This is a genomic window from Enterobacter sp. PTB (assembly GCF_051130085.1).
Classification (GTDB): domain Bacteria; phylum Pseudomonadota; class Gammaproteobacteria; order Enterobacterales; family Enterobacteriaceae; genus Enterobacter; species Enterobacter ludwigii.
Window position 1 is genome coordinate 24,375 of sequence record NZ_JBDKEE010000019.1, and the last position, 18,702, is coordinate 43,076.

At 52.4% G+C, this 18,702-nt stretch carries 21 protein-coding genes; 11 read left to right on the forward strand and 10 right to left on the reverse strand.

Annotated features, from left to right (window positions below; translation table 11 throughout):
- Positions 1-49: 49 nt before the first annotated feature.
- The 4 genes from ybeD (at position 50) to lipA (ending at position 3,468) form a co-directional block, all read left to right on the forward strand.
- Entirely contained in the window at positions 50-313 is a 264-nt protein-coding gene (gene ybeD, locus AAIR21_RS20145; RefSeq protein ID WP_003858718.1) for a DUF493 family protein YbeD, read from the forward strand.
- A gap of 95 nt (positions 314-408) precedes the next feature.
- Positions 409-1,050 (forward strand): lipoyl(octanoyl) transferase LipB, encoded by a 642-nt coding sequence (lipB, locus tag AAIR21_RS20150; RefSeq protein ID WP_041162491.1) that lies wholly within the window; start codon positions 409-411, stop codon positions 1,048-1,050.
- A gap of 291 nt (positions 1,051-1,341) precedes the next feature.
- Positions 1,342-2,295 (forward strand): YbeF family transcriptional regulator, encoded by a 954-nt coding sequence (locus tag AAIR21_RS20155; protein ID WP_020885001.1) that lies wholly within the window; start codon positions 1,342-1,344, stop codon positions 2,293-2,295.
- Between the two features lie 207 nt (positions 2,296-2,502).
- Positions 2,503-3,468 carry a lipoyl synthase gene (gene lipA, locus AAIR21_RS20160; protein WP_014169113.1) on the forward strand — a complete coding sequence of 322 codons (966 nt, stop codon included), beginning with the start codon at positions 2,503-2,505 and terminating at the stop codon, positions 3,466-3,468.
- An 81-nt stretch (positions 3,469-3,549) separates the two neighbouring features.
- On the opposite strand, the gene tatE is transcribed toward lipA, so the two are convergent.
- Together tatE and AAIR21_RS20170 are read right to left on the reverse strand one after the other, a co-directional pair.
- On the reverse strand, positions 3,550-3,753 hold the full coding sequence (gene tatE / locus AAIR21_RS20165; protein ID WP_014169112.1) for a twin-arginine translocase subunit TatE: 204 nt from the start codon (positions 3,751-3,753) through the stop codon (positions 3,550-3,552).
- 126 nt (positions 3,754-3,879) lie between these two features.
- A complete protein-coding gene (locus AAIR21_RS20170; RefSeq protein WP_050737391.1) occupies positions 3,880-4,668 on the reverse strand; it encodes a deaminated glutathione amidase in 789 nt (262 codons plus the stop codon).
- Between the two features lie 67 nt (positions 4,669-4,735).
- Between AAIR21_RS20170 and crcB the strand changes: the two genes are divergently transcribed.
- A complete protein-coding gene (gene crcB / locus AAIR21_RS20175; RefSeq protein ID WP_014169110.1) occupies positions 4,736-5,119 on the forward strand; it encodes a fluoride efflux transporter CrcB in 384 nt (127 codons plus the stop codon).
- 220 nt (positions 5,120-5,339) lie between these two features.
- Here crcB and cspE read toward each other — a convergent pair whose 3' ends face one another.
- Together cspE and pagP are read right to left on the reverse strand one after the other, a co-directional pair.
- On the reverse strand, positions 5,340-5,549 hold the full coding sequence (cspE, locus tag AAIR21_RS20180) for a transcription antiterminator/RNA stability regulator CspE (RefSeq protein WP_002439184.1): 210 nt from the start codon (positions 5,547-5,549) through the stop codon (positions 5,340-5,342).
- Between the two features lie 190 nt (positions 5,550-5,739).
- Positions 5,740-6,357 carry a lipid IV(A) palmitoyltransferase PagP gene (gene pagP / locus AAIR21_RS20185; protein WP_014169108.1) on the reverse strand — a complete coding sequence of 206 codons (618 nt, stop codon included), beginning with the start codon at positions 6,355-6,357 and terminating at the stop codon, positions 5,740-5,742.
- A gap of 495 nt (positions 6,358-6,852) precedes the next feature.
- On the opposite strand from pagP, the gene dcuC reads away from it, so the two are divergent.
- Together dcuC and rna are read left to right on the forward strand one after the other, a co-directional pair.
- Positions 6,853-8,220: an anaerobic C4-dicarboxylate transporter DcuC gene (gene dcuC / locus AAIR21_RS20190; RefSeq protein ID WP_020885003.1), complete on the forward strand. Its 1,368-nt coding sequence runs from the start codon at positions 6,853-6,855 to the stop codon at positions 8,218-8,220.
- A 94-nt stretch (positions 8,221-8,314) separates the two neighbouring features.
- On the forward strand, positions 8,315-9,124 hold the full coding sequence (gene rna / locus AAIR21_RS20195; RefSeq protein ID WP_020885004.1) for a ribonuclease I: 810 nt from the start codon (positions 8,315-8,317) through the stop codon (positions 9,122-9,124).
- Here the strand turns inward: rna and AAIR21_RS20200 are convergent.
- Together AAIR21_RS20200 and AAIR21_RS20205 are read right to left on the reverse strand one after the other, a co-directional pair.
- Positions 9,118-9,735, reverse strand: a complete 618-nt coding sequence (locus AAIR21_RS20200; protein ID WP_025204679.1) for a flavin reductase family protein — start codon at positions 9,733-9,735, stop codon at positions 9,118-9,120. The two genes, rna and AAIR21_RS20200, sit on opposite strands and share 7 nt — an antisense overlap.
- A gap of 89 nt (positions 9,736-9,824) precedes the next feature.
- Positions 9,825-10,655, reverse strand: coding sequence for an alpha/beta fold hydrolase (locus tag AAIR21_RS20205; RefSeq protein WP_041162487.1), 831 nt, complete (start codon positions 10,653-10,655; stop codon positions 9,825-9,827).
- Positions 10,656-10,909: 254 nt separating this feature from the next.
- Between AAIR21_RS20205 and rnk the strand changes: the two genes are divergently transcribed.
- Both rnk and yldA read left to right on the forward strand, forming a co-directional pair.
- The gene (gene rnk, locus AAIR21_RS20210; protein WP_014169101.1) at positions 10,910-11,320 is read left to right on the forward strand and encodes a nucleoside diphosphate kinase regulator; all 411 of its coding nucleotides are present in this window, start codon (positions 10,910-10,912) and stop codon (positions 11,318-11,320) included.
- A gap of 137 nt (positions 11,321-11,457) precedes the next feature.
- Positions 11,458-11,547 carry a small membrane protein YldA gene (yldA, locus tag AAIR21_RS20215; RefSeq protein WP_271661446.1) on the forward strand — a complete coding sequence of 30 codons (90 nt, stop codon included), beginning with the start codon at positions 11,458-11,460 and terminating at the stop codon, positions 11,545-11,547.
- A gap of 9 nt (positions 11,548-11,556) precedes the next feature.
- Here yldA and AAIR21_RS20220 read toward each other — a convergent pair whose 3' ends face one another.
- Complete coding sequence (locus AAIR21_RS20220) at positions 11,557-12,795, reverse strand: zinc-dependent alcohol dehydrogenase (RefSeq protein WP_020885007.1); 1,239 nt, start codon at positions 12,793-12,795, stop codon at positions 11,557-11,559.
- A gap of 180 nt (positions 12,796-12,975) precedes the next feature.
- On the opposite strand from AAIR21_RS20220, the gene uspG reads away from it, so the two are divergent.
- Positions 12,976-13,404: a universal stress protein UspG gene (gene uspG / locus AAIR21_RS20225; RefSeq protein ID WP_020885008.1), complete on the forward strand. Its 429-nt coding sequence runs from the start codon at positions 12,976-12,978 to the stop codon at positions 13,402-13,404.
- A gap of 59 nt (positions 13,405-13,463) precedes the next feature.
- On the opposite strand, the gene ahpF is transcribed toward uspG, so the two are convergent.
- Both ahpF and ahpC read right to left on the reverse strand, forming a co-directional pair.
- Positions 13,464-15,029, reverse strand: coding sequence for an alkyl hydroperoxide reductase subunit F (gene ahpF, locus AAIR21_RS20230; protein WP_183516532.1), 1,566 nt, complete (start codon positions 15,027-15,029; stop codon positions 13,464-13,466).
- Positions 15,030-15,204: 175 nt separating this feature from the next.
- Complete coding sequence (gene ahpC, locus AAIR21_RS20235) at positions 15,205-15,768, reverse strand: alkyl hydroperoxide reductase subunit C (protein ID WP_008501015.1); 564 nt, start codon at positions 15,766-15,768, stop codon at positions 15,205-15,207.
- 639 nt (positions 15,769-16,407) lie between these two features.
- Here ahpC and citR point away from each other — a divergent pair.
- Complete coding sequence (gene citR, locus AAIR21_RS20240; protein ID WP_032677673.1) at positions 16,408-17,307, forward strand: DNA-binding transcriptional repressor CitR; 900 nt, start codon at positions 16,408-16,410, stop codon at positions 17,305-17,307.
- A gap of 154 nt (positions 17,308-17,461) precedes the next feature.
- On the opposite strand, the gene AAIR21_RS20245 is transcribed toward citR, so the two are convergent.
- A complete protein-coding gene (locus AAIR21_RS20245; protein ID WP_025204683.1) occupies positions 17,462-18,622 on the reverse strand; it encodes a pyridoxal phosphate-dependent aminotransferase in 1,161 nt (386 codons plus the stop codon).
- Positions 18,623-18,702 lie beyond the last annotated feature (80 nt).

The following is an 18,702-nucleotide window of genomic DNA, read 5'->3' on the forward strand; positions in this document are numbered from 1 at the left end:
TCCCACCTGTCGTGGGAGTTATTCTTTTTGACGTTACGCCGGAGCTGACATGAAAACCAAACTTAACGAACTGCTTGAATTCCCTACCCCGTTTACCTACAAAGTAATGGGTCTGGCGAAACCTGAGCTGGTTGATCAGGTGGTTGAAGTGGTACAGCGCCATGCGCCGGGTGACTACTCTCCGTCAGTAAAACCAAGCAGCAAGGGCAACTACCACTCGGTATCCATTACCATTACCGCAACCCACATTGAGCAGGTTGAGACGCTGTACGAAGAGCTCGGCAATATCGAAATTGTTCGTATGGTGCTGTAGTCCCTCTGCGGTTACCCGGTTTGCCGGGTAACCCGCCTCCCCGCTTGTGATATACTCTCCCTCACCTTTTGTCCCTCGTCTTCGGAGACGTCCTTTTGTATCAGGATAAAATTCTTGTCCGTCATCTCGGGCTGCAACCTTACGAGCCTGTCTCCCAGGCCATGCATGACTTCACCGATTCACGCGATGACACCACCCCTGATGAGATCTGGCTGGTCGAACACCTGCCGGTATTTACACAGGGACAGGCGGGAAAAGCGGAACATTTATTGATGACGGGTGATATCCCGGTAATTCAAAGCGATCGCGGTGGGCAGGTCACGTACCACGGGCCTGGGCAGCAGGTGATGTACGTTCTGCTGAACCTGAAGCGCAGAAAGCTCGGCGTTCGCGAACTGGTTACCCTGCTGGAACAAACCGTGGTTAACACGCTGGCGGAATACGGTATTGAAGCCCATCCGCGTGCCGATGCGCCGGGCGTCTATGTGGGAGAAAGTAAGATTTGCTCACTGGGGCTGCGTATCCGCAAGGGCTGCTCCTTCCATGGGCTGGCACTGAATATTAATATGGATCTTACCCCCTTCCAGCGCATAAACCCCTGCGGCTACGCCGGAATGGAGATGACGCAAATGCGCCAGTGGGTTGAAAGCGCAACGCCAGAGAATATTCGTCCTGTGCTTTTGAAGAACGTTTTAGCCCTACTTAACAATCCATCTTACGAATATATCGCTGCTTAATATATCATGCATCATGGCTCGATTATTTGACGGGCCACTGTTTATTTACCGCTTTTACGCTTTACAATAATCCGCTTATTCTATATTTTCGAAGCGCCCGAATATTACCGCTACATATTATTTAGCCTCCAGCCAGAACTGCATACAGGGCGTAAGTAACTTGCGTGATAATCACACAACTGTTTGTTTTTGATAAACAAGTGAAACAAAACCAACACTTTACGAATCTCTACAAGCATAATAAATAAATTCAACTATCATTCATAATGTGAATGTATACGGAGTGAAAGCGTGGAGTATAATAATTTACCAGCCAAACGACTGAATGACCCAGGTGGTGAGGACAAGCCACAAATTTTTCGGACTTTACGTAATATTGATCTCAATTTGTTGACTATTTTTGAGGCAGTATATGTCCATAAGGGTATCGTTAATGCTGCGAAAATTCTTAATCTCACGCCTTCAGCAATAAGCCAGTCAATTCAAAAACTGCGCGCTATATTTCCCGACCCGTTATTTATTCGTAAGGGCCAGGGGGTTACGCCGACGGCCTACGCCACCCATCTGCATGAGTACATCAGCCAGGGGCTGGAGTCGATTCTGGGTGCGCTGGATTTAACCGGCAGCTATGACAAACAGAGAACCATCACTATCGGCTGTACCCCGTCTGTCGGCGTGCTGGTGATGCCCGCTATTTTTCAGGCGATAAAAGAGCATGTTCCCCAGCTCCTGCTGCGAAATGTGCCGCTCAACGAGCCTGATATTCAGCTTGCTCAGTTTCAGACCGACCTGATTATAGAAAGCGGCAGCTTTAGCGCCCGAGCGCTCGGACAACATGTCCTGTATGCGGATAACCTGGTGCTGGTATGCCGCCAGCAGCATCCCGCCCTGAGCGGGCCGTTGACCATTGAAAATCTGCGCAACTACGATCATTCGTCTTTCATGACCGAAGGCCAGTCCAACCATGCGCTGCGTCAGCGAATTGATGAGATATTCCCGGAACGCCAAATCAGCTTCAGTAGTTACAATATGTTCACCACTGCCTCCCTGATTGGCAGCAGCGACATGCTCTGCATCATGCCTTCGCGTCTGTATACCTTGTTGCGTAAATGTTGGCCGCTGGAGAGCATTCCTCTCAACCAGCTCAATGCGGAATCTATCGAGATATCACTGCATTACAACAAACTCAGCTTGCGCGATCCGGTGCTGGAAAACGTTATCCGCGTCATCCGCCAGGCCTTCTGACAGGTTGATACAGCACAAGCCCCTGCCCCCTGCCGGGCAAAACGCACAAAACAACAACTATTTTACAAATTGGCGACCTGGCAGGCTGCTTTACCGACCGTTTCAATGATATACTGCCTGTCGTTCGTTCAAAAATAGTTGATAAATACAACATTCCCTTGAATAGAAACGCTTTCCTTCGATATTCGCAACTGGAACACGCACGCTATGAGTAAACCCATTGTGATGGAACGCGGTGTTAAATACCGCGATGCCGATAAAATGGCCCTTATCCCGGTTAAAAACGTGGCTACAGAGCGCGAAGCGCTGTTAAGAAAACCGGAATGGATGAAAATCAAACTTCCGGCTGACTCTTCGCGTATCCAGGGGATCAAAGCGGCGATGCGCAAGAACGGCCTTCACTCCGTCTGTGAAGAAGCCTCTTGCCCGAACCTTGCTGAATGTTTCAATCACGGTACCGCGACGTTTATGATTCTGGGTGCCATCTGTACCCGCCGCTGCCCGTTCTGCGATGTGGCTCATGGCCGCCCGGTAGCGCCCGACGCTAACGAACCTCAGAAACTGGCGCAGACCATCGCCGATATGGCGCTGCGTTATGTCGTTATTACCTCCGTTGACCGTGACGATCTGCGTGATGGCGGTGCTCAGCACTTCGCTGACTGCATTACCGCTATTCGCGAGAAAAGCCCGAACATCAAAATTGAGACGCTGGTTCCAGACTTCCGCGGCCGTATGGATCGCGCGCTGGACATCCTGACCGCGACGCCACCAGACGTGTTTAACCACAACCTGGAGAACGTGCCACGTCTCTACCGTCAGGTACGTCCTGGTGCGGACTATAACTGGTCTCTGAAGCTGCTGGAGCGTTTTAAAGAAGCGCATCCCCATATTCCAACCAAGTCAGGCCTGATGGTTGGTCTCGGTGAAACGAATGCTGAGATCATCGAAGTGATGCGCGATCTGCGCCGCCACGGTGTGACCATGCTGACGCTGGGACAGTATCTGCAGCCAAGCCGCCACCACCTGCCCGTGCAGCGCTACGTGAGCCCGGATGAGTTTGATGAGATGAAAGCCGAAGCGATGGCGATGGGCTTTACCCACGCAGCCTGCGGCCCCTTTGTTCGCTCCTCTTACCATGCCGATATGCAGGCAAAAGGCGAAGAAGTGAAATAAGACTGTAATATTCACTTACAGTAATGCAAAAAAACCGGCCTCTTGAGCCGGTTTTTTTTCGCAAGCCCTCAGGCATTGCCGTTACTCTTTGTGAGAAAGCTTCTCTGCCGGGATGTCACCCTCGGCGCTTTTCTTCGCAGCCGCATCATCGTCGTTCATTGCTTTCTTAAAGCCTTTGATGGCGGCACCCAGGTCACCACCCAGCGTGCGTAACTTCTTGGTACCAAACAGCAGGACGACCAGTGCGGCAACCACCAGCAGTTTGGTAATACTAATCTCACCCATAGATACCTTCTTTACATAAACCAGGCTGCATTCAGCGCCAAAAACCTGATTGTATTAACGGTCATTTGACGCGTGCACACAATAGCAATCTGTAACAAGGTGAATCAAGCATTGTTGAAAAAAACATCACAATAATTGCGGTGGCGCAAACCGACGGTTGCGAAGAACCGGTAATTGCTGCCGTGCAAGCGTAATCCTCTCCCGCTGTAACTCTGTCATCAGCAAAGCCGGGGCCTCCGCCGCAGCGGCTATCGTAACCCCCAGCGGATCCACCACCCTGCTCTGCCCAATGTTCTTATTGCCGCACTCCCCCGAGGCCACAACATAACAGGTTGTATCCAGCGCACGCGCTGCAAGGAGCGTTGCCCAGTGATGCTCTTTAAGCGGCCCCTTGACCCACGCGGCAGGCACTACTAGCACGTCAGCCCCCTTTAACGCGAGCGTAAGTGCCAGCTCAGGAAAACGCAGGTCGTAGCAGGTCATCAACCCAATCTTAAAGCCATCGACATCAAGCAGCGGTGGGATGCTGTCTCCCGGATCCACCCGCCGTGACTCCTGAATGCTGAAGGCATCATAAAGATGGAGTTTGGCATAGCGCGCAACGACCGCGCCGTCACGGATGGCCACGAGGGTATTTACCGCCCGTCCCGCCGTCGAGGGGACATGCACCGTAAAGAGGGTGGTCAAACCATTGCCCGCACTTTCCGCCAGCAGGTGCTGTAAAAATCCGCCGTCCAGGGGCTGGGCAGACTTCACCGACAGGTCCGGGTCGTTGTCATCTCTTGCCAGCAGCGCCTCCGGCAGCACCAGCAAGGAAGCTTCTTTCAGGCGGGCCTGCCTCATCAGAGAGACACATTTATCTGCATTCTCTTGCCAGTCAGGCGTAACCGCAAACTGTCCTACCGCAACATACATATTTGTCCCCTCAGCAAAAACCGCGTTAAACTCGCCACTCTTACACATCAAATAGCAGGTATTTACAGTGTTACAACTACTTTTAGCCGTTTTTATTGGTGGGGGTACGGGTAGCGTTGCGCGGTGGTTTTTGAGTATGCGTTTTAATCCCCTGCATCAGGCTATTCCAATGGGTACGCTGGCGGCTAACCTGATAGGTGCTTTCATTATTGGCGTGGGGCTGGCCTGGTTTAACCGTATGACGCATATCGATCCCGTGTGGAAGCTATTGATTACCACCGGCTTTTGCGGCGGTTTAACCACCTTCTCAACGTTCTCGGCGGAAGTGGTTTTCCTGTTTCAGGAAGGGCGTGTCGGCTGGGCGCTGATGAACATTGCGATTAATATGCTCGGCTCCTTTGCGATGACGGGGATCGCATTCTGGCTATTTTCTTCCGCCACGACGCACTAACAGACGCTGCGTTAATGTTGGCTTAATTTTTCTCTGTCACTCTGAACGCAATACTGAACGAGGGTGACAGAATGAAACAGAACCTGATGAGCGCAGGTGTGGTGTTGTTGAGCGTGCTGATCGTTGCCAGCTTCCTCAAAATGTATCTGCTTAGCTGATTCCACGCGAAAAAAAACCCGCTCAGTGAGCGGGTTTTGAAATTCTTGCTGACGCGTCTGAATTACAGAGCGATTACGTTAGCAGCAGAAGGGCCTTTGGCACCGTTAGTGATTTCGAACTCTACACGCTGACCTTCAGCCAGAGTTTTGAAACCATTAGACTGGATTGCAGAGAAGTGTACGAACACGTCTTTGCTGCCATCTTCAGGAGTAATGAAACCGAATCCTTTGGACTCATTAAACCACTTAACGTTACCTTTAATCTTAGACATCAAAATTACCTTTACATTAAAAAACGACACAAATGCTGTGTCGGGTACCAGTACATCAATTGTGGGACCTTTTGTCCAGCGGTTCTTTGATAAAAAGTGACTAAAGTCGCGTTAATTTCTGCTGACGGTTTTTTATCTCAACGGAATCAACGACTGCACACTTTTTCACCAGTACGTGACGTTTTTTCAGTTAAAACTGAAAACGCATCCAGGCGAAGTAAACGTTACCGTTGTTGTATGTCCCCGGGATATAGGTCATCTGGAACGTTGCCGGACCATAGCCGATAGAGGCCAGAGGCAGCAGCACCGGAATCGGAATGTAGTTCCAGTTGTCGCGTGCGGTCACACCGGCGGTGTAGCCCAGCCCCACATGGAAGTTTTCATCGGCTAACGGACGCCAGGTTTTCTCCCAGCCATAACCCCCGATCGGTTCCCATTTGTTAAAGGAATCTTTAAAGGCCATCAGATAGATGCCATGCCAGTTCCCTTTTTCGTCCCAACGCGACTGACCAAAACCAGCCCCCCACGGGCGCTCGTTATATTTGTCAGTCTTTTCTTTGTCATAGGCAAAACGCGCATGCCACGTTATTGCCGGAACATACAGGTCATAATGCTCTGGCGCAGTCCAGGTCTGCGACACATTATCAGTGAAGGTGGAGAACCAGCCTTTATCGGTTGCATTGCTCTCGGCGTGTGCAACAGACGACAATGCTAACTGCCCAAAAATAAACAACAAAATGAGGAAAAATTTATTACGTACAATCACAATGCAATTACCATTCTTAGTATTCGAGGCAAAGTTTACCATAAAATAGTTTAATCAAAGCTTAACAGCATCAGCGTTATTCCTAATTAATCAACTTCTTCCTGGGAATATTCTGAGAGGAACATACCTTCACGCCATAATAAGCACAAAAAAAGTAAGCCTTTATTAGGCTTTAATACGCTGGACAACCTCACCAACGCCAGCAATGACGGTCTCCAGGGCCCGTTCCGGAGGGCTGCCGGCAGCCATTAAAAACTCAATTCCCAAAGGGTTTTTGCCTTTTCTTTCTGCGGCGAATCTAAACCCACAAAATATTTAACAACCCATTATCATTTAATTGACATATAGTGATATCTCTACCGGTCAATATGCGCATGAGATAAATGCCGGGGCGATGGCAAAAATACCGTTAATATCTTCTTTAGTAGTCTGTTTATTGATTTTAATCAGCAAGGACAGAACATTAATTCGGCACATTTCATCCTTCTTTTTTATTGATTATTTGTGCTCTCGGGCAGCAAGGATACAGGGGAAACCATGCTTACGTTTATCGAGCTCCTTATCGGAGTCGTCGTCATTGTCGGTGTAGCGCGCTACATCATTAAAGGTTACTCGGCCACAGGGGTGTTATTTGTCGGCGGGCTAACCCTGCTCATTATCAGCGCCATCATGGGCCATCAGGTGTTACCGGCCAGCGCAGACAGTACGGGCTACACCGCCACTGACATTGTTGAATACATTAAAATCCTGCTCATGAGCCGCGGTGGCGACCTGGGTATGATGATCATGATGCTGTGCGGTTTTGCGGCGTACATGACCCATATCGGCGCGAATGATATGGTGGTTAAACTGGCATCCAAACCGCTGCAGTACATTAACTCCCCGTATCTGCTGATGGTCGCGGCCTATTTCCTTGCCTGCCTGATGTCCCTCGCCGTGTCGTCCGCCACCGGTCTGGGCGTACTGTTAATGGCCACCCTGTTCCCGATTATGGTTAACGTCGGTATCAGCCGCGGCGCGGCCGCCGCGATTTGCGCCTCGCCGGCCGCCATTATTCTTTCCCCCACCTCCGGTGATGTCGTGCTCGCAGCCAAAGCCGCTGAGATGTCGCTTATCGACTTTGCGTTCAAAACCACGCTGCCCATTTCTATCGTCGCCATTGTCGGCATGGGCATCGCGCACTTCTTCTGGCAGCGTTATCTCGATAAGAAGGAGAACATCAGCCACGAGATGCTGGACGTGAGTGAAATCACCACCACCGCGCCGGCGTTTTATGCCATTCTGCCGTTCACACCTATTATTGGCGTGCTTATTTTTGACGGTAAATGGGGCCCACAGCTGCACATCATCACCATTCTGGTGATCTGCATGCTGCTGGCCGCCCTGCTGGAGTTTGTGCGTGGGTTTAACACGCAGAAAGTCTTCTCGGGTCTGGAAGTGGCCTATCGCGGTATGGCGGATGCGTTTGCAGGAGTCGTTATGCTGCTGGTTGCAGCAGGCGTCTTCGCCCAGGGTCTGAGCACCATCGGCTTTATTCAGAGCCTGATTTCCATCGCCACCTCGTTCGGCTCGGCCAGTATTATCCTGATGCTGGTTCTGGTGGTGCTGACCATGCTCGCCGCCATGACCACCGGTTCCGGTAACGCGCCGTTCTACGCCTTCGTTGAGATGATCCCGAAACTGGCTCACTCCTCAGGCATTAACCCGGCCTATCTCTCCATCCCCATGCTGCAGGCGTCAAACCTCGGTCGCACCATTTCGCCGGTATCGGGTGTGGTTGTAGCCGTTGCCGGGATGGCAAAAATCTCGCCTTTCGAAGTGATCAAACGCACCTCCGTCCCCGTGATTGTGGGGTTGATTATCGTGATTATTGCCACGCAGGTGCTGGTACCCGGCGCAGCTTAAGCTAAATTCCTGATATCCAGAAAGCGCCTGCGGGCGCTTTTTGTGCTTTAATAATTTCCAGAAATTATTCATGCTCATTCGATCAGGAAATCACATGTTCAGGAAGGATATCGTTATTCCGTCTGGCGCAATCGCGCTGGCACTCTGTGTATTCTCCGCACAGGCCGACCCACTCAAGGCAACGCAGTATGGCGATTTCGATCGCTACGTTCTGGCTCTTTCCTGGCAAACCGGGTTCTGCCAGAGCATGGCCGACCGTAACCGCAACGAGCCCGAAGAGTGCCGTTTACAAAAAGAGAGTGATAACAAAACCGATTTTCTGACCGTGCACGGATTATGGCCGGGGCTGCCAAAATCTGTTGCCGCACGGGGTGTGGATGAACGTCGCTGGATGCGTTTTGGCTGCGCGACCCGTCCAATCCCGAACATGCCGGAGGTGAAGGCCAGCCGCAAATGCGCTGCCGCCGAAACCGGACTGTCGCTTTCAGGTGCTGCGAAGCTGAACAGCGTTATGCCAGGTGCTGGCGGTAACTCCTGCCTGGAACGCTACGAATATGCCAAACACGGCGTATGCTTTGGTTTTGATCCTGACGCGTATTTCGGCACAATGGTGCGCATGAATCAGGAGATAAAAAACAGCGCGGTCGGCAAGTTCCTCGCCGATAACTATGGAAAAACCGTAAGCCGCAGCGACTTTGACAGCGCCGTGGCCAAAGGCTGGGGCAAGGAGAATGTCAAAGCGTTCAAGCTTACCTGTAATGGCAACCCGTCCTACCTGACCGAAATGCAGATCTCACTGAAGGCAGACACCATTAATAACCCACTTTCTGCAACCTCATTTGCTCCGCAGCCACACCCGGGTAACTGCGGAAAACAATTCGTCATTGATAAAGCCGGTCACTGATTGACGATCGGTCGGGTCATGTCAAACCGGTGCTCGTCACTGATGCCATAGTAAGCCGTCGGCCCACCCGCACGCAGGATGGGCTGCGCTTTCGCTGTCTGATAAATCCCCTCTTCCAGCAACGTTTCGGCGATGTGAATACCCACCACTTCGCCGAGCACCAGCCAGGTATCAACCGGTGTGCCGTCGGCCCCGGTAAGCTGAATACACTGCGACAGGCGACACTCAAAGTTAACCGGGCTTTCTGCCACCCGCGGGGCGTTCACCAGCTGGCTGGCCGCTGGCGTTAATCCCGCAAAGGTAAATTCATTTTCATCGTGGGGAAGCATAGCCGAGGTCGCATTCATCGCTTCAGCCAGATCGCGCGTCGCCAGGTTCCAGACAAACTCGCCGGTTTCGGTAATATTACGCACGCTGTCTTTCCAGCCGTTGCTGGAAAAACCGATGATGGGCGGACGATAGTTAAAGCAGTTAAAGAAGCTATACGGCGCGAGATTCAGCTGACCGGCGTTGTCGCACGAGGAGATCCAGCCAATCGGGCGTGGGCCAATAATCGCGTTCAGTGGGTCATGCGGCAGGCCGTGTCCCAGAGAAGGTTGATAGAAATACATAGTGCTCTCTTAATGGTGGGGCAGACACGAATTGCGTTTCGCTCAGTACCCTGGATCAGGACACTCAGCGTAACGCAATCCGCCAGGAATTAAGACTGAATAAATTTCAGCAAATCGTCATTGATCTGGTGCTTATGCGTGGTGCATATGCCGTGAGAACCCCCGGCATAGACCTTCAGTTCAGCGTTCGGCAGGAGCTCTGCAGCCACCCGACCACAGGTCTCGATCGGGACTATCTGGTCGTCGTCGCCGTGGATCACCAGCGTCGGGATAGTCATCTTTTTCAGATCTTCACGCAGATCGGTTTCAGAGAACGCTTTGACGCAGTCATACAGCGCCTTGATCGACCCCTGAAGCCCCTGCTCAACGAAGCTCTCCCGCACCGCTTTGGACTCTTTCGCCCCCGGGCGGTTATAGCCATAAAACGCCTCGGTCAGCGCATAGAAGAAAGCCGCACGATCGTTAATCACGCCTTCCCGAATACCATCAAACACCTCTTTCGGCACACCGTTCGGGTTGAAATCGGTTTTGATCATAATCGGTGTCACGGCACCAATAAGTACCGCTTTCGCCACGCGATCCGTACCGTGGCGACCAATATAGCGCGCCACTTCGCCACCGCCGGTTGAATGCCCCACGTGAACAGCGTCTTTCAGATTCAGACGCGCCGTCAGCTCAGCCAGATCGTCGGCGTACTGATCCATATTGTGCCCATCCCACGGCTGCGCTGAGCGGCCATGTCCGCGGCGGTCATGTGCAATTACGCGAAATCCTTTTGATCCCAGGTATAACATTTGGTCTTCAAAGGCATCCGCCGTCAGCGGCCAGCCGTGGCTAAACACCACGGGTTGCCCGCTTCCCCAGTCTTTAAAATATAAATAACTGCCGTCTTTCAACGTAATTTTGTCGTAATCGCTCATGAGATCTCCTGAGAAGAAACACTGAATGCGGATAGTCGCCCGCAGGGGGCGCTTAAAAAGAATAATGCAAATTGGCAAGGGAGCACGTTTTTCACCGAAAATTCATATGACCCATGAATGTGACCTGTATCACTTCAAAGTTGTGCGCTCAGCCAGTATCATCAGAAGAGTTAAACCCTCGCTGCCAGACGGCGAGGGTTTTCTTTTGGATTGGTTTCTGCGTTACACGCAGCATTAACGACATGGAGTAAAAAATGTCCAGACCCACCATCATCATCAATGAGCTTGACGCAGAACGTATTGACAGACTGCTGGAAAAAGCAGAATTCGCTTCGCTTCCGGTGGCTGACGCCCTGAATGAAGAGCTTGACCGGGCGCAGATGTGCACGCCTGAATCCATGCCTCACGACGTGGTCACCATGAACAGCCGGGTTAAATTCCGTAACCTGGCCACCGGTGAAGAGCTGACCCGAACGCTGGTCTACCCGGCGCAGATGACCGACAGCAGTGCACAGCTTTCGGTCCTTGCCCCTGTGGGTGCCGCGCTTCTTGGTCTGCGTACGGGAGACACCATCAACTGGGCGTTGCCAGGCGGTGCCGCGGCGCATCTGGAAGTGCTGGAGCTGCTCTACCAGCCAGAAGCCGCGGGCGACTACCTGCGTTAACCCCATCTGAACAAACGCTCCCGCGTTGCACAGAGGATGCACCCGCATCCTCTTTCCGCAAATTCACCCGATTATCCTATATCGCCCGAAAACCCCTTAACCCACGCTTAATCTGTTTGGGTGCCGCGGGGACGGTCATGAGTGAGATAGTGGTTATCACACTTATTTTTCTCATTATTCTGGCGATCATCGTCATGGCGGTGCTTTATCTTGAGCGTCATCGGTAAGCGATAATCTCACACCACCCCACCCGGGAAAGCATTGACCAGGCCTTTCACCTGCTGTGCCGCCGCGTCAGGCGTTTCCGCCCCCGGCACCAGAATGACCTTGCGGCACTCCTCCTCCCGTTTTTCGAAAATCTTGTAGGCGCGTTCCGCATCCGCCAGCGGCAGATAGTGGGTCACAATCTCCTCCGGCGTAAGCAGCCCTTTTTCGATAAGCGGCAGCAACTCGCCCAGCCAGGCGTGGACGTGTGTCTGCCCCATCCTGAAACTCAGCCCTTTATCGAAGGCATCGCCAAACAGGAAGCCGTGAATAAACCCGGCGTAAACGCCAGGGACGCTGACAACGCCGCCGCGCCGGACAGCCGCGATACACTGACGCAACGCTTTGCCGCTGCTGCCTTCAATTTTAAGGTTGCTGAGGATTGTTTCCGTGGTGCTGCCTTTGGCTTCGAACCCGACGGCATCAATCACCGCATCGACACCACGCTGGCCGGCAGTTTGCTCAATGATTTTTTCGGCGGCATCGTTATCATCATCAAAGTTGACCGGGATTGCGCCGTAGCGCGCCTGAGCGAATCGCAGGCGATACGGGTGATGGTCGATGACGAAGATCTGTTCCGCCCCGAGCAGTCGCGCGCAGGCAATGGTCAGCAACCCCACCGGCCCGGCGCCGAAAACGGCCACGCTCGATCCTTTCTCGATCTGCGCATTTTTTGCCGCCTGCCAGGCGGTGGGTAAAATATCTGACAGGAACAGCGCTTTGTCATCGGACAACAGCGGCGGCACCTTGAACGGCCCAACGTTCCCCTTCGGTACGCGAACATATTCCGCCTGGCCTCCCGGCACGCCGCCGTAGAGATGGCTATAGCCAAACAGCGCGGCCGGCGCGGGAATCTGCTTTTTGTTCAGTGCGGCGCCCTGCCCAGCGTTGGTCGTCTCGCAGGCCGCGTATTGCTGCAGACGGCAGAAGAAACAGTCACCGCAGGCAATTACAAACGGGATAACCACGCGATCGCCTTTCTGTAAATTCTTCACCTCCCTGCCACACTCAACGATTTCCCCCATAAATTCATGACCAAAAATATCGCCGTGTTGCACCTTCGGGATTTTGCCGCGATAGAGATGCAGATCGGACCCGCAAATCGCCGTAGCCGTGACCCGCAGAATAATATCGTCTGGCTGTTCAATGATGGGATCGGGGACATTCTCGACGCGAACATGATGTGGGCCGTGATACGTGAGTGCTTTCATGCAACCTCCGAAAGGATCCAGGACAGTGTATAAAGGGTAGCTACCCCAGAAGACTTGCCCGTGATGACGGATCTTTTGAGATTTTTCCTGGCGAGATCAAAAAGTGGCGCCGCGCTTACAGAAACCATTCATATTTTGTGGTTGAATGAATTCAGCGTTTATAAACAAGGAGAAACGGGTATGTATCAGACAATCATTATGCCGGTTGATGTTTTCGAGATGGAGCTGAGCGACAAGGCCGTACGCCACGCGGAGTTCCTGGCGCAGCAGGACGGGATCATTCATCTTTTACACGTGTTACCGGGTTCCGCCAGCCTGAGTCTGCACCGCTTTGCCGCCGATGTACGTCGCTTCGAAGAGCATCTTCAGCACGAAGCTGAAAATCGTCTACAAACCATGGTCGGGCATTTCAGCATCGACCCTTCACGTATCAAAACTCACGTCAGGTTCGGCAGCGTGCGGGATGCCGTTAATGAACTGGCCAATGAACTGAAAGCAGACGTCGTGGTGATCGGTTCCCGTAATCCTTCCATTACCACCCACCTACTGGGCTCTAACGCGTCGAGCGTGATCCGCCACACCCACATTCCGGTGATGGTCGTCAGGTAAAAAAAAGAGGCCACCTTTCGGTGGCCTCTTGCTGTTGCAGGTGTAGTCTTACTTTCTTTTTATGCCGTTTTGGTGCGAATCAGATAATCAAATGAGCTCAGAGACGCTTTCGCCCCTTCACCGGTGGCAATGATGATCTGTTTGTACGGAACCGTGGTGCAGTCCCCTGCCGCGAACACCCCTTTCACGCTGGTTTCGCATTTCGCATCGATAATAATTTCGCCCATCCGGTTGCGCTCAATCGCGCCGTCCAGCCAGGTGGTGTTTGGCAACAGACCAATCTGTACGAAGATCCCCGCCAGCGCCACGCTATGCGCGTCACCGCTCACGCGGTCGCGGTATTCCAGACCGGTCACTTTGCTGCCGTCACCTTTCACTTCCGTGGTCTGCGCATTCAGCACGATATCGACGTTTTTCAGGCTACGCACTTTGTCCTGCAGCACCTGGTCCGCTTTCATCTCTGGGGCGAACTCCAGCAGGGTGACGTGTTCAACGATACCCGCCAGGTCAATCGCCGCTTCCACACCAGAGTTACCGCCGCCGATCACCGCCACGCGTTTACCTTTAAACAGCGGGCCGTCGCAGTGCGGGCAGTAGGTGACGCCTTTGGTGCGATACTGATCTTCACCCGGGACGTTCATGTTGCGCCATTTGGCGCCGGTGGCAATGATAATGCTGCGCGCTTTCAGCACCGCGCCGGAGGCGGTTTCAATCTGGTGTAACCCCCCTTCAACCGCGGCCGGAACCAGCTTGCTGGCGCTCTGGCTGTCGATCACATCCACTTCATAATCGCTGACGTGCGCCTTCAGTGCGCCAGCCAGTTTCTGGCCTTCGGTCTTCGGCACAGAGATGTAGTTTTCGATATCCACGGTGTCGAGCACCTGGCCACCGAAGCGTTCGCCCATCAGGCCGGTACGAATGCCTTTACGGGCGGAGTAAACCGCCGCCGCCGCGCCCGCCGGGCCGGAGCCGACAATCAGAACATCATACGCGTCACGTTTGTTCAGCGCTTCTGCCGCACGTTTTTCGGCACCTGTGTCCACTTTGGCAACGATTTCGGTCAGCGTCATTCGGCCCTGGCCAAACTCCTGACCGTTCATAAAGACCGCCGGAACGCCCATGACGTTACGGTCGGTGATTTCGTTCTGGAACGTACCGCCGTCAATCGCCGTGTGCTTAATGCGCGGGTTCAGCACCGACATCAGGTTCAGCGCCTGCACCACGTCCGGGCAGTTATGGCAGGAGAGTGAGTAATAGGTTTCAAACTCAAAATCGCCGTCAATATCGCGGATCTGCTCGAGCAGCGCCTGCGCCTCTTTTGACGGATGACCACCGGTCCACAGCAGTGCCAGCACCAGCGAGGTGAATTCGTGGCCCAGTGGAGAACCGGCAAAACGCGGCCCCTGGTCAGAACCCGGATTGGTGATCAGGAAGGAGGGCTTGCGCACCGCCAGACCGTTATCTTCTTTGAAGGTCACGTTCGGTGACAGTTCGGCGATCTCTGCCAGCAGTTCCTTGATCTCTGCCGATTTAGCGCTGTCGTCCAGCGTAGCAATCAGCTCAACAGGTTTGGTCAGTTTCTCAAGGTAGGCCTTGAGCTGGGTTTTCATATTGGTGTCGAGCATTGTTCTTCCCTCTCTAAAAACGTCATCATGCAAGCTGCCTTACTCGGGCGGCCTGAATGCAACTTGCATCATGGTGCTGGAATAAAATGGGCGCGGGCGCGCCCATTACGACTGTCATTTCCGGAGCCTGTCGCGTCAGAGCAGGCGATGCTCTGCGCGAAAGACGGCGGGAAACTTAGATTTTGCCAACCAGGTCTAAAGACGGTGCCAGAGTCGCTTCGCCTTCTTTCCATTTCGCCGGGCAAACTTCACCTGGGTGAGAAGCAACGTACTGCGCCGCTTTCACTTTACGCAGCAGGTCAGAAGCATCACGGCCGATACCTTCAGCGGTAACTTCGATTGCCTGGATAATGCCCTGCGGGTCAACAACGAAGGTAGCACGGTCAGCCAGGCCTTCATCTTCGCGCATGTTGTCGAAGTTACGGGTCAGGGCGCCAGTCGGGTCGCCGATCATCGCGTATTTGATTTTCGCGATGGTTTCAGAGCTGCTGTGCCATGCTTTGTGGGTGAAGTGGGTGTCGGTAGAAACAGAGTAAACGTCTACGCCCAGCTTCTGCAGTTCGTCATAATGGTCTGCAACGTCACCCAGTTCGGTCGGGCAAACGAAGGTGAAGTCTGCCGGATAGAAGAAGAAGACGCTCCAGCGGCCTTCGGTATCTTTCTCGGTCACTTCGATGAATTCACCGTTTTTGAACGCCTGGTTTTTGAAAGGTTTAATTTTGGTATTAATCAAAGACATCTGTACTTCCTCCGTGTTTTCGTTGAGATGTAAGGTAACCAACTTTCGCCGGGTGGGCTAATGCGTTTGCTTTATCAAATCAATCAGCCATACCTAACAACCCGAACAAGACAACGTGATGAACTGAATTAACGAAAAGCCAAAAGTAAAAAGGCCGCCCTGGTGGGCGGCCCTGATACCTGAACTTTCCACAGGAACTTTCAGTGCCAGCAATTGCTGGCGTTGCGTTGCGCTCTACATACCTCATATCAAGGCCGTAACAGCGCCTTGATTACAACACCCGCACAGCGCGAGGGCAATGCACATGAGCGCCAATCGTATCTATGGCTGTGATAGGTTTCATCGAACACGGTTTATCGCGCAGAACGTAAGACGCGCCGGCGAGGATTAATAAAAATGAATGATAATTATTTGTCTATATATAATTGAGACTATTTTAATGCAAACACCCTCGCAGTTTTAGAGATAAAAATATCTTAATATTCATTGAAGCTCTATTTTATAAATCTGCCATCGTGATATATTAAGTCAACATACAACTCTAATTAAGTAAGTTAATTGCATGGATGGTAAATGATTAACTTCCTTCTATAGTTATCAGTGATGTGTTAACGCAACGCAGTCCACTCAGGATGAAACATGGCTAATCTCTACGATCTGAAAAAATTTGATCTTAATCTGCTGGTAATTTTCGAGTGTATTTATCAGCACTTAAGCATCAGCAAGGCAGCAGAAACGCTCTATATTACGCCCTCGGCGGTCAGCCAGTCGCTGCAAAGGTTGCGTAATCAGCTCAACGATCCCCTGTTCATTCGTTCCGGGAAAGGGATTACGCCCACCACGGTAGGCGTGAACCTGCACCATCATCTTGAGCAAAACCTCAACCAGCTTGAGCAGACGATTAACATCATGCATGGCTCAACGCTAAAAAAGAATTTTGTGGTGTACAGCCCGCAAATTCTAACCACCGAAAACCTGCTAGGTCCGCTTAAATTATTGATGCGAGAGCACAATTACGAGATTGAACTGCATGACATGCTACTCTCTGCTGACTCCGCAGAAGATCTGCTGGCATACCGTAAGGCAGACTTAATTTTCTCAATGGCCCCGGTTAGTAACCGTTCAATGATTTGTGTGCCATATGCATCTTATTCCGTCCTGCTGGTCTGCAGCCAGGATCATCCGCGGATGAAAGAGGTGGCCACCATGGAAGAGCTTCAGGAAGAGAAGTTTACGATATTCCTCAGTGATGAGCCGGGCGTTAAAACCTACCAATCGATGGCAGAAAAAGTGCATGCGGAAAAGACAATCGGTTTTCGCTGTGACTCTGTATTTACTATTATTTCTATGATAAGCGCCTCTCATTTAATTGGTTACGTACCGGAAATCTTATTTGATAAATACAGTGAAGTGCTAAGACTCAAAAAAATCACTGCACCGTTCACCCTTCCCTCGCTTGACATTTTCATGATTTATAACCGTTCGGCATTGAACAGTACGGCATTCGCGAAATTTATTAACGAAGTAACAGAAAAATAACAGTGACGGGCTGTGTCGCTCACAGCCCGTTCTCTCTGTTAATACATAATCCTGACTTATATTTTATAACGCGCTTTCGCGTTATTTTGACTGATATTACTCTCACTTATTATAGGCAGACCGCCGTTATTCTAACGTGAGAGGGATGAGACGCTCAGAGTGTATTCAGCCGCTCCGCCGCCGCGAGAAGCGTCGATTCCTGTTTCGCAAAACAGAGCCGGATCAGCTTATGCGGGAACGGGTCGGCGCAAAATACGGACAGCGGAATGGCAGCAACGCCCACCTCTTTTGTCAGCCACTGGCAAAAACTCACGTCATCCCGATCTGAAATCGCGCTGTAGTCCGCCAGCAGGAAGTAGGTCCCTTCGCAGGGTAAAATCTCCAGACGGCTCTGGCTTAGCGCATTCACAAACAGATCCCGACGCTGACGGTAGAATGCCGGCAGGTCGCGGTAGTGCTCCGGTTCGGCGCGCAGCATATCAGCCAGGGCCAGCTGGGCCGGCGTGTTTACGGCAAACGTCAGGTACTGGTGCACTTTACGCAGCTCAGCGCTGATGGCCGCGGGAGCCACGCAGTACCCCACCTTCCAGCCGGTCATATGATAGGTTTTACCAAATGACGATACCGCCACGGCACGCTCGCGAAGCTGCGGATGGGCCAGCACGCTGGCATGCCCTTCCTGCGCAAAACAGATGTGCTCATACACTTCATCGCTCAGCACGTAAATTTCACGCCCGGCAATCGCCTGCCACAGCTTAGCGAAATCGGCTTTCTGCCATGCGGTCGCCGACGGGTTGTGTGGGGTATTGATAATAACCAGACGGGTTTTGTCGCTCAGCAAGGCAGCAAACGCCTGCCAGTCCGGACGGAAATGCGGTGGCTGTAGCGCGATACGTTTCACCACGCCGCCGGAGAGTTCAACCGCCGGCGCGTAGCTGTCATAACTCGGGTCAAAGCAGATCACCTCATCACCCGTGCGCACCAGCGCGGTAATTGCGGCATACAACGCTTCGGTCGCCCCTGCTGTCACCGTGATGTCGCTGGTAGCGTCTGGCTTATAGCCATACAGCTCAGCCGTTTTGTCTGCTATGGCGTCCCGCAGTGCCTGCACGCCCGTCATCGGTGCATACTGGTTCGCCCCCTGCGCAACGTGGTACGCCAGACGTTCCTGCAAATAACGCGGGCCATCAAAATCAGGGAACCCTTGCGAGAGATTAATGGCGTTGTGCTGCTGGGCCAGTGCGCTCATTTGCGTAAAGATGGTGGTGCCAAGACTGGGAAGTTTACTCTGAGGAATCAATGCGTTATTGCTCATTGTGTTGTGCCTGCATGTAATACTTATGTTGCTGACACTATAACACGATGTTAGTCTTTGGCAATCAAGACGCTTAGACG

Excerpts from the sequence above, each read along its gene's own strand:
- ybeD (WP_003858718.1), top strand. The coding sequence starts at position 50 with ATGAAAACCAAACTTAACGAACTGCTTGAATTCCCTACCCCGTTTACC.
- lipA (WP_014169113.1), top strand. The coding sequence starts at position 2,503 with ATGAGTAAACCCATTGTGATGGAACGCGGTGTTAAATACCGCGATGCC.
- tatE (WP_014169112.1), bottom strand. The coding sequence starts at position 3,753 with ATGGGTGAGATTAGTATTACCAAACTGCTGGTGGTTGCCGCACTGGTC.
- AAIR21_RS20170 (WP_050737391.1), bottom strand. The coding sequence starts at position 4,668 with ATGTATGTTGCGGTAGGACAGTTTGCGGTTACGCCTGACTGGCAAGAG.
- cspE (WP_002439184.1), bottom strand. The coding sequence starts at position 5,549 with ATGTCTAAGATTAAAGGTAACGTTAAGTGGTTTAATGAGTCCAAAGGA.
- pagP (WP_014169108.1), bottom strand. The coding sequence starts at position 6,357 with ATGGTAAACTTTGCCTCGAATACTAAGAATGGTAATTGCATTGTGATT.
- dcuC (WP_020885003.1), top strand. The coding sequence starts at position 6,853 with ATGCTTACGTTTATCGAGCTCCTTATCGGAGTCGTCGTCATTGTCGGT.
- rna (WP_020885004.1), top strand. The coding sequence starts at position 8,315 with ATGTTCAGGAAGGATATCGTTATTCCGTCTGGCGCAATCGCGCTGGCA.
- AAIR21_RS20200 (WP_025204679.1), bottom strand. The coding sequence starts at position 9,735 with ATGTATTTCTATCAACCTTCTCTGGGACACGGCCTGCCGCATGACCCA.
- AAIR21_RS20205 (WP_041162487.1), bottom strand. The coding sequence starts at position 10,655 with ATGAGCGATTACGACAAAATTACGTTGAAAGACGGCAGTTATTTATAT.
- rnk (WP_014169101.1), top strand. The coding sequence starts at position 10,910 with ATGTCCAGACCCACCATCATCATCAATGAGCTTGACGCAGAACGTATT.
- yldA (WP_271661446.1), top strand. The coding sequence starts at position 11,458 with ATGAGTGAGATAGTGGTTATCACACTTATTTTTCTCATTATTCTGGCG.
- AAIR21_RS20220 (WP_020885007.1), bottom strand. The coding sequence starts at position 12,795 with ATGAAAGCACTCACGTATCACGGCCCACATCATGTTCGCGTCGAGAAT.
- uspG (WP_020885008.1), top strand. The coding sequence starts at position 12,976 with ATGTATCAGACAATCATTATGCCGGTTGATGTTTTCGAGATGGAGCTG.
- ahpF (WP_183516532.1), bottom strand. The coding sequence starts at position 15,029 with ATGCTCGACACCAATATGAAAACCCAGCTCAAGGCCTACCTTGAGAAA.
- ahpC (WP_008501015.1), bottom strand. The coding sequence starts at position 15,768 with ATGTCTTTGATTAATACCAAAATTAAACCTTTCAAAAACCAGGCGTTC.
- citR (WP_032677673.1), top strand. The coding sequence starts at position 16,408 with ATGGCTAATCTCTACGATCTGAAAAAATTTGATCTTAATCTGCTGGTA.
- AAIR21_RS20245 (WP_025204683.1), bottom strand. The coding sequence starts at position 18,622 with ATGAGCAATAACGCATTGATTCCTCAGAGTAAACTTCCCAGTCTTGGC.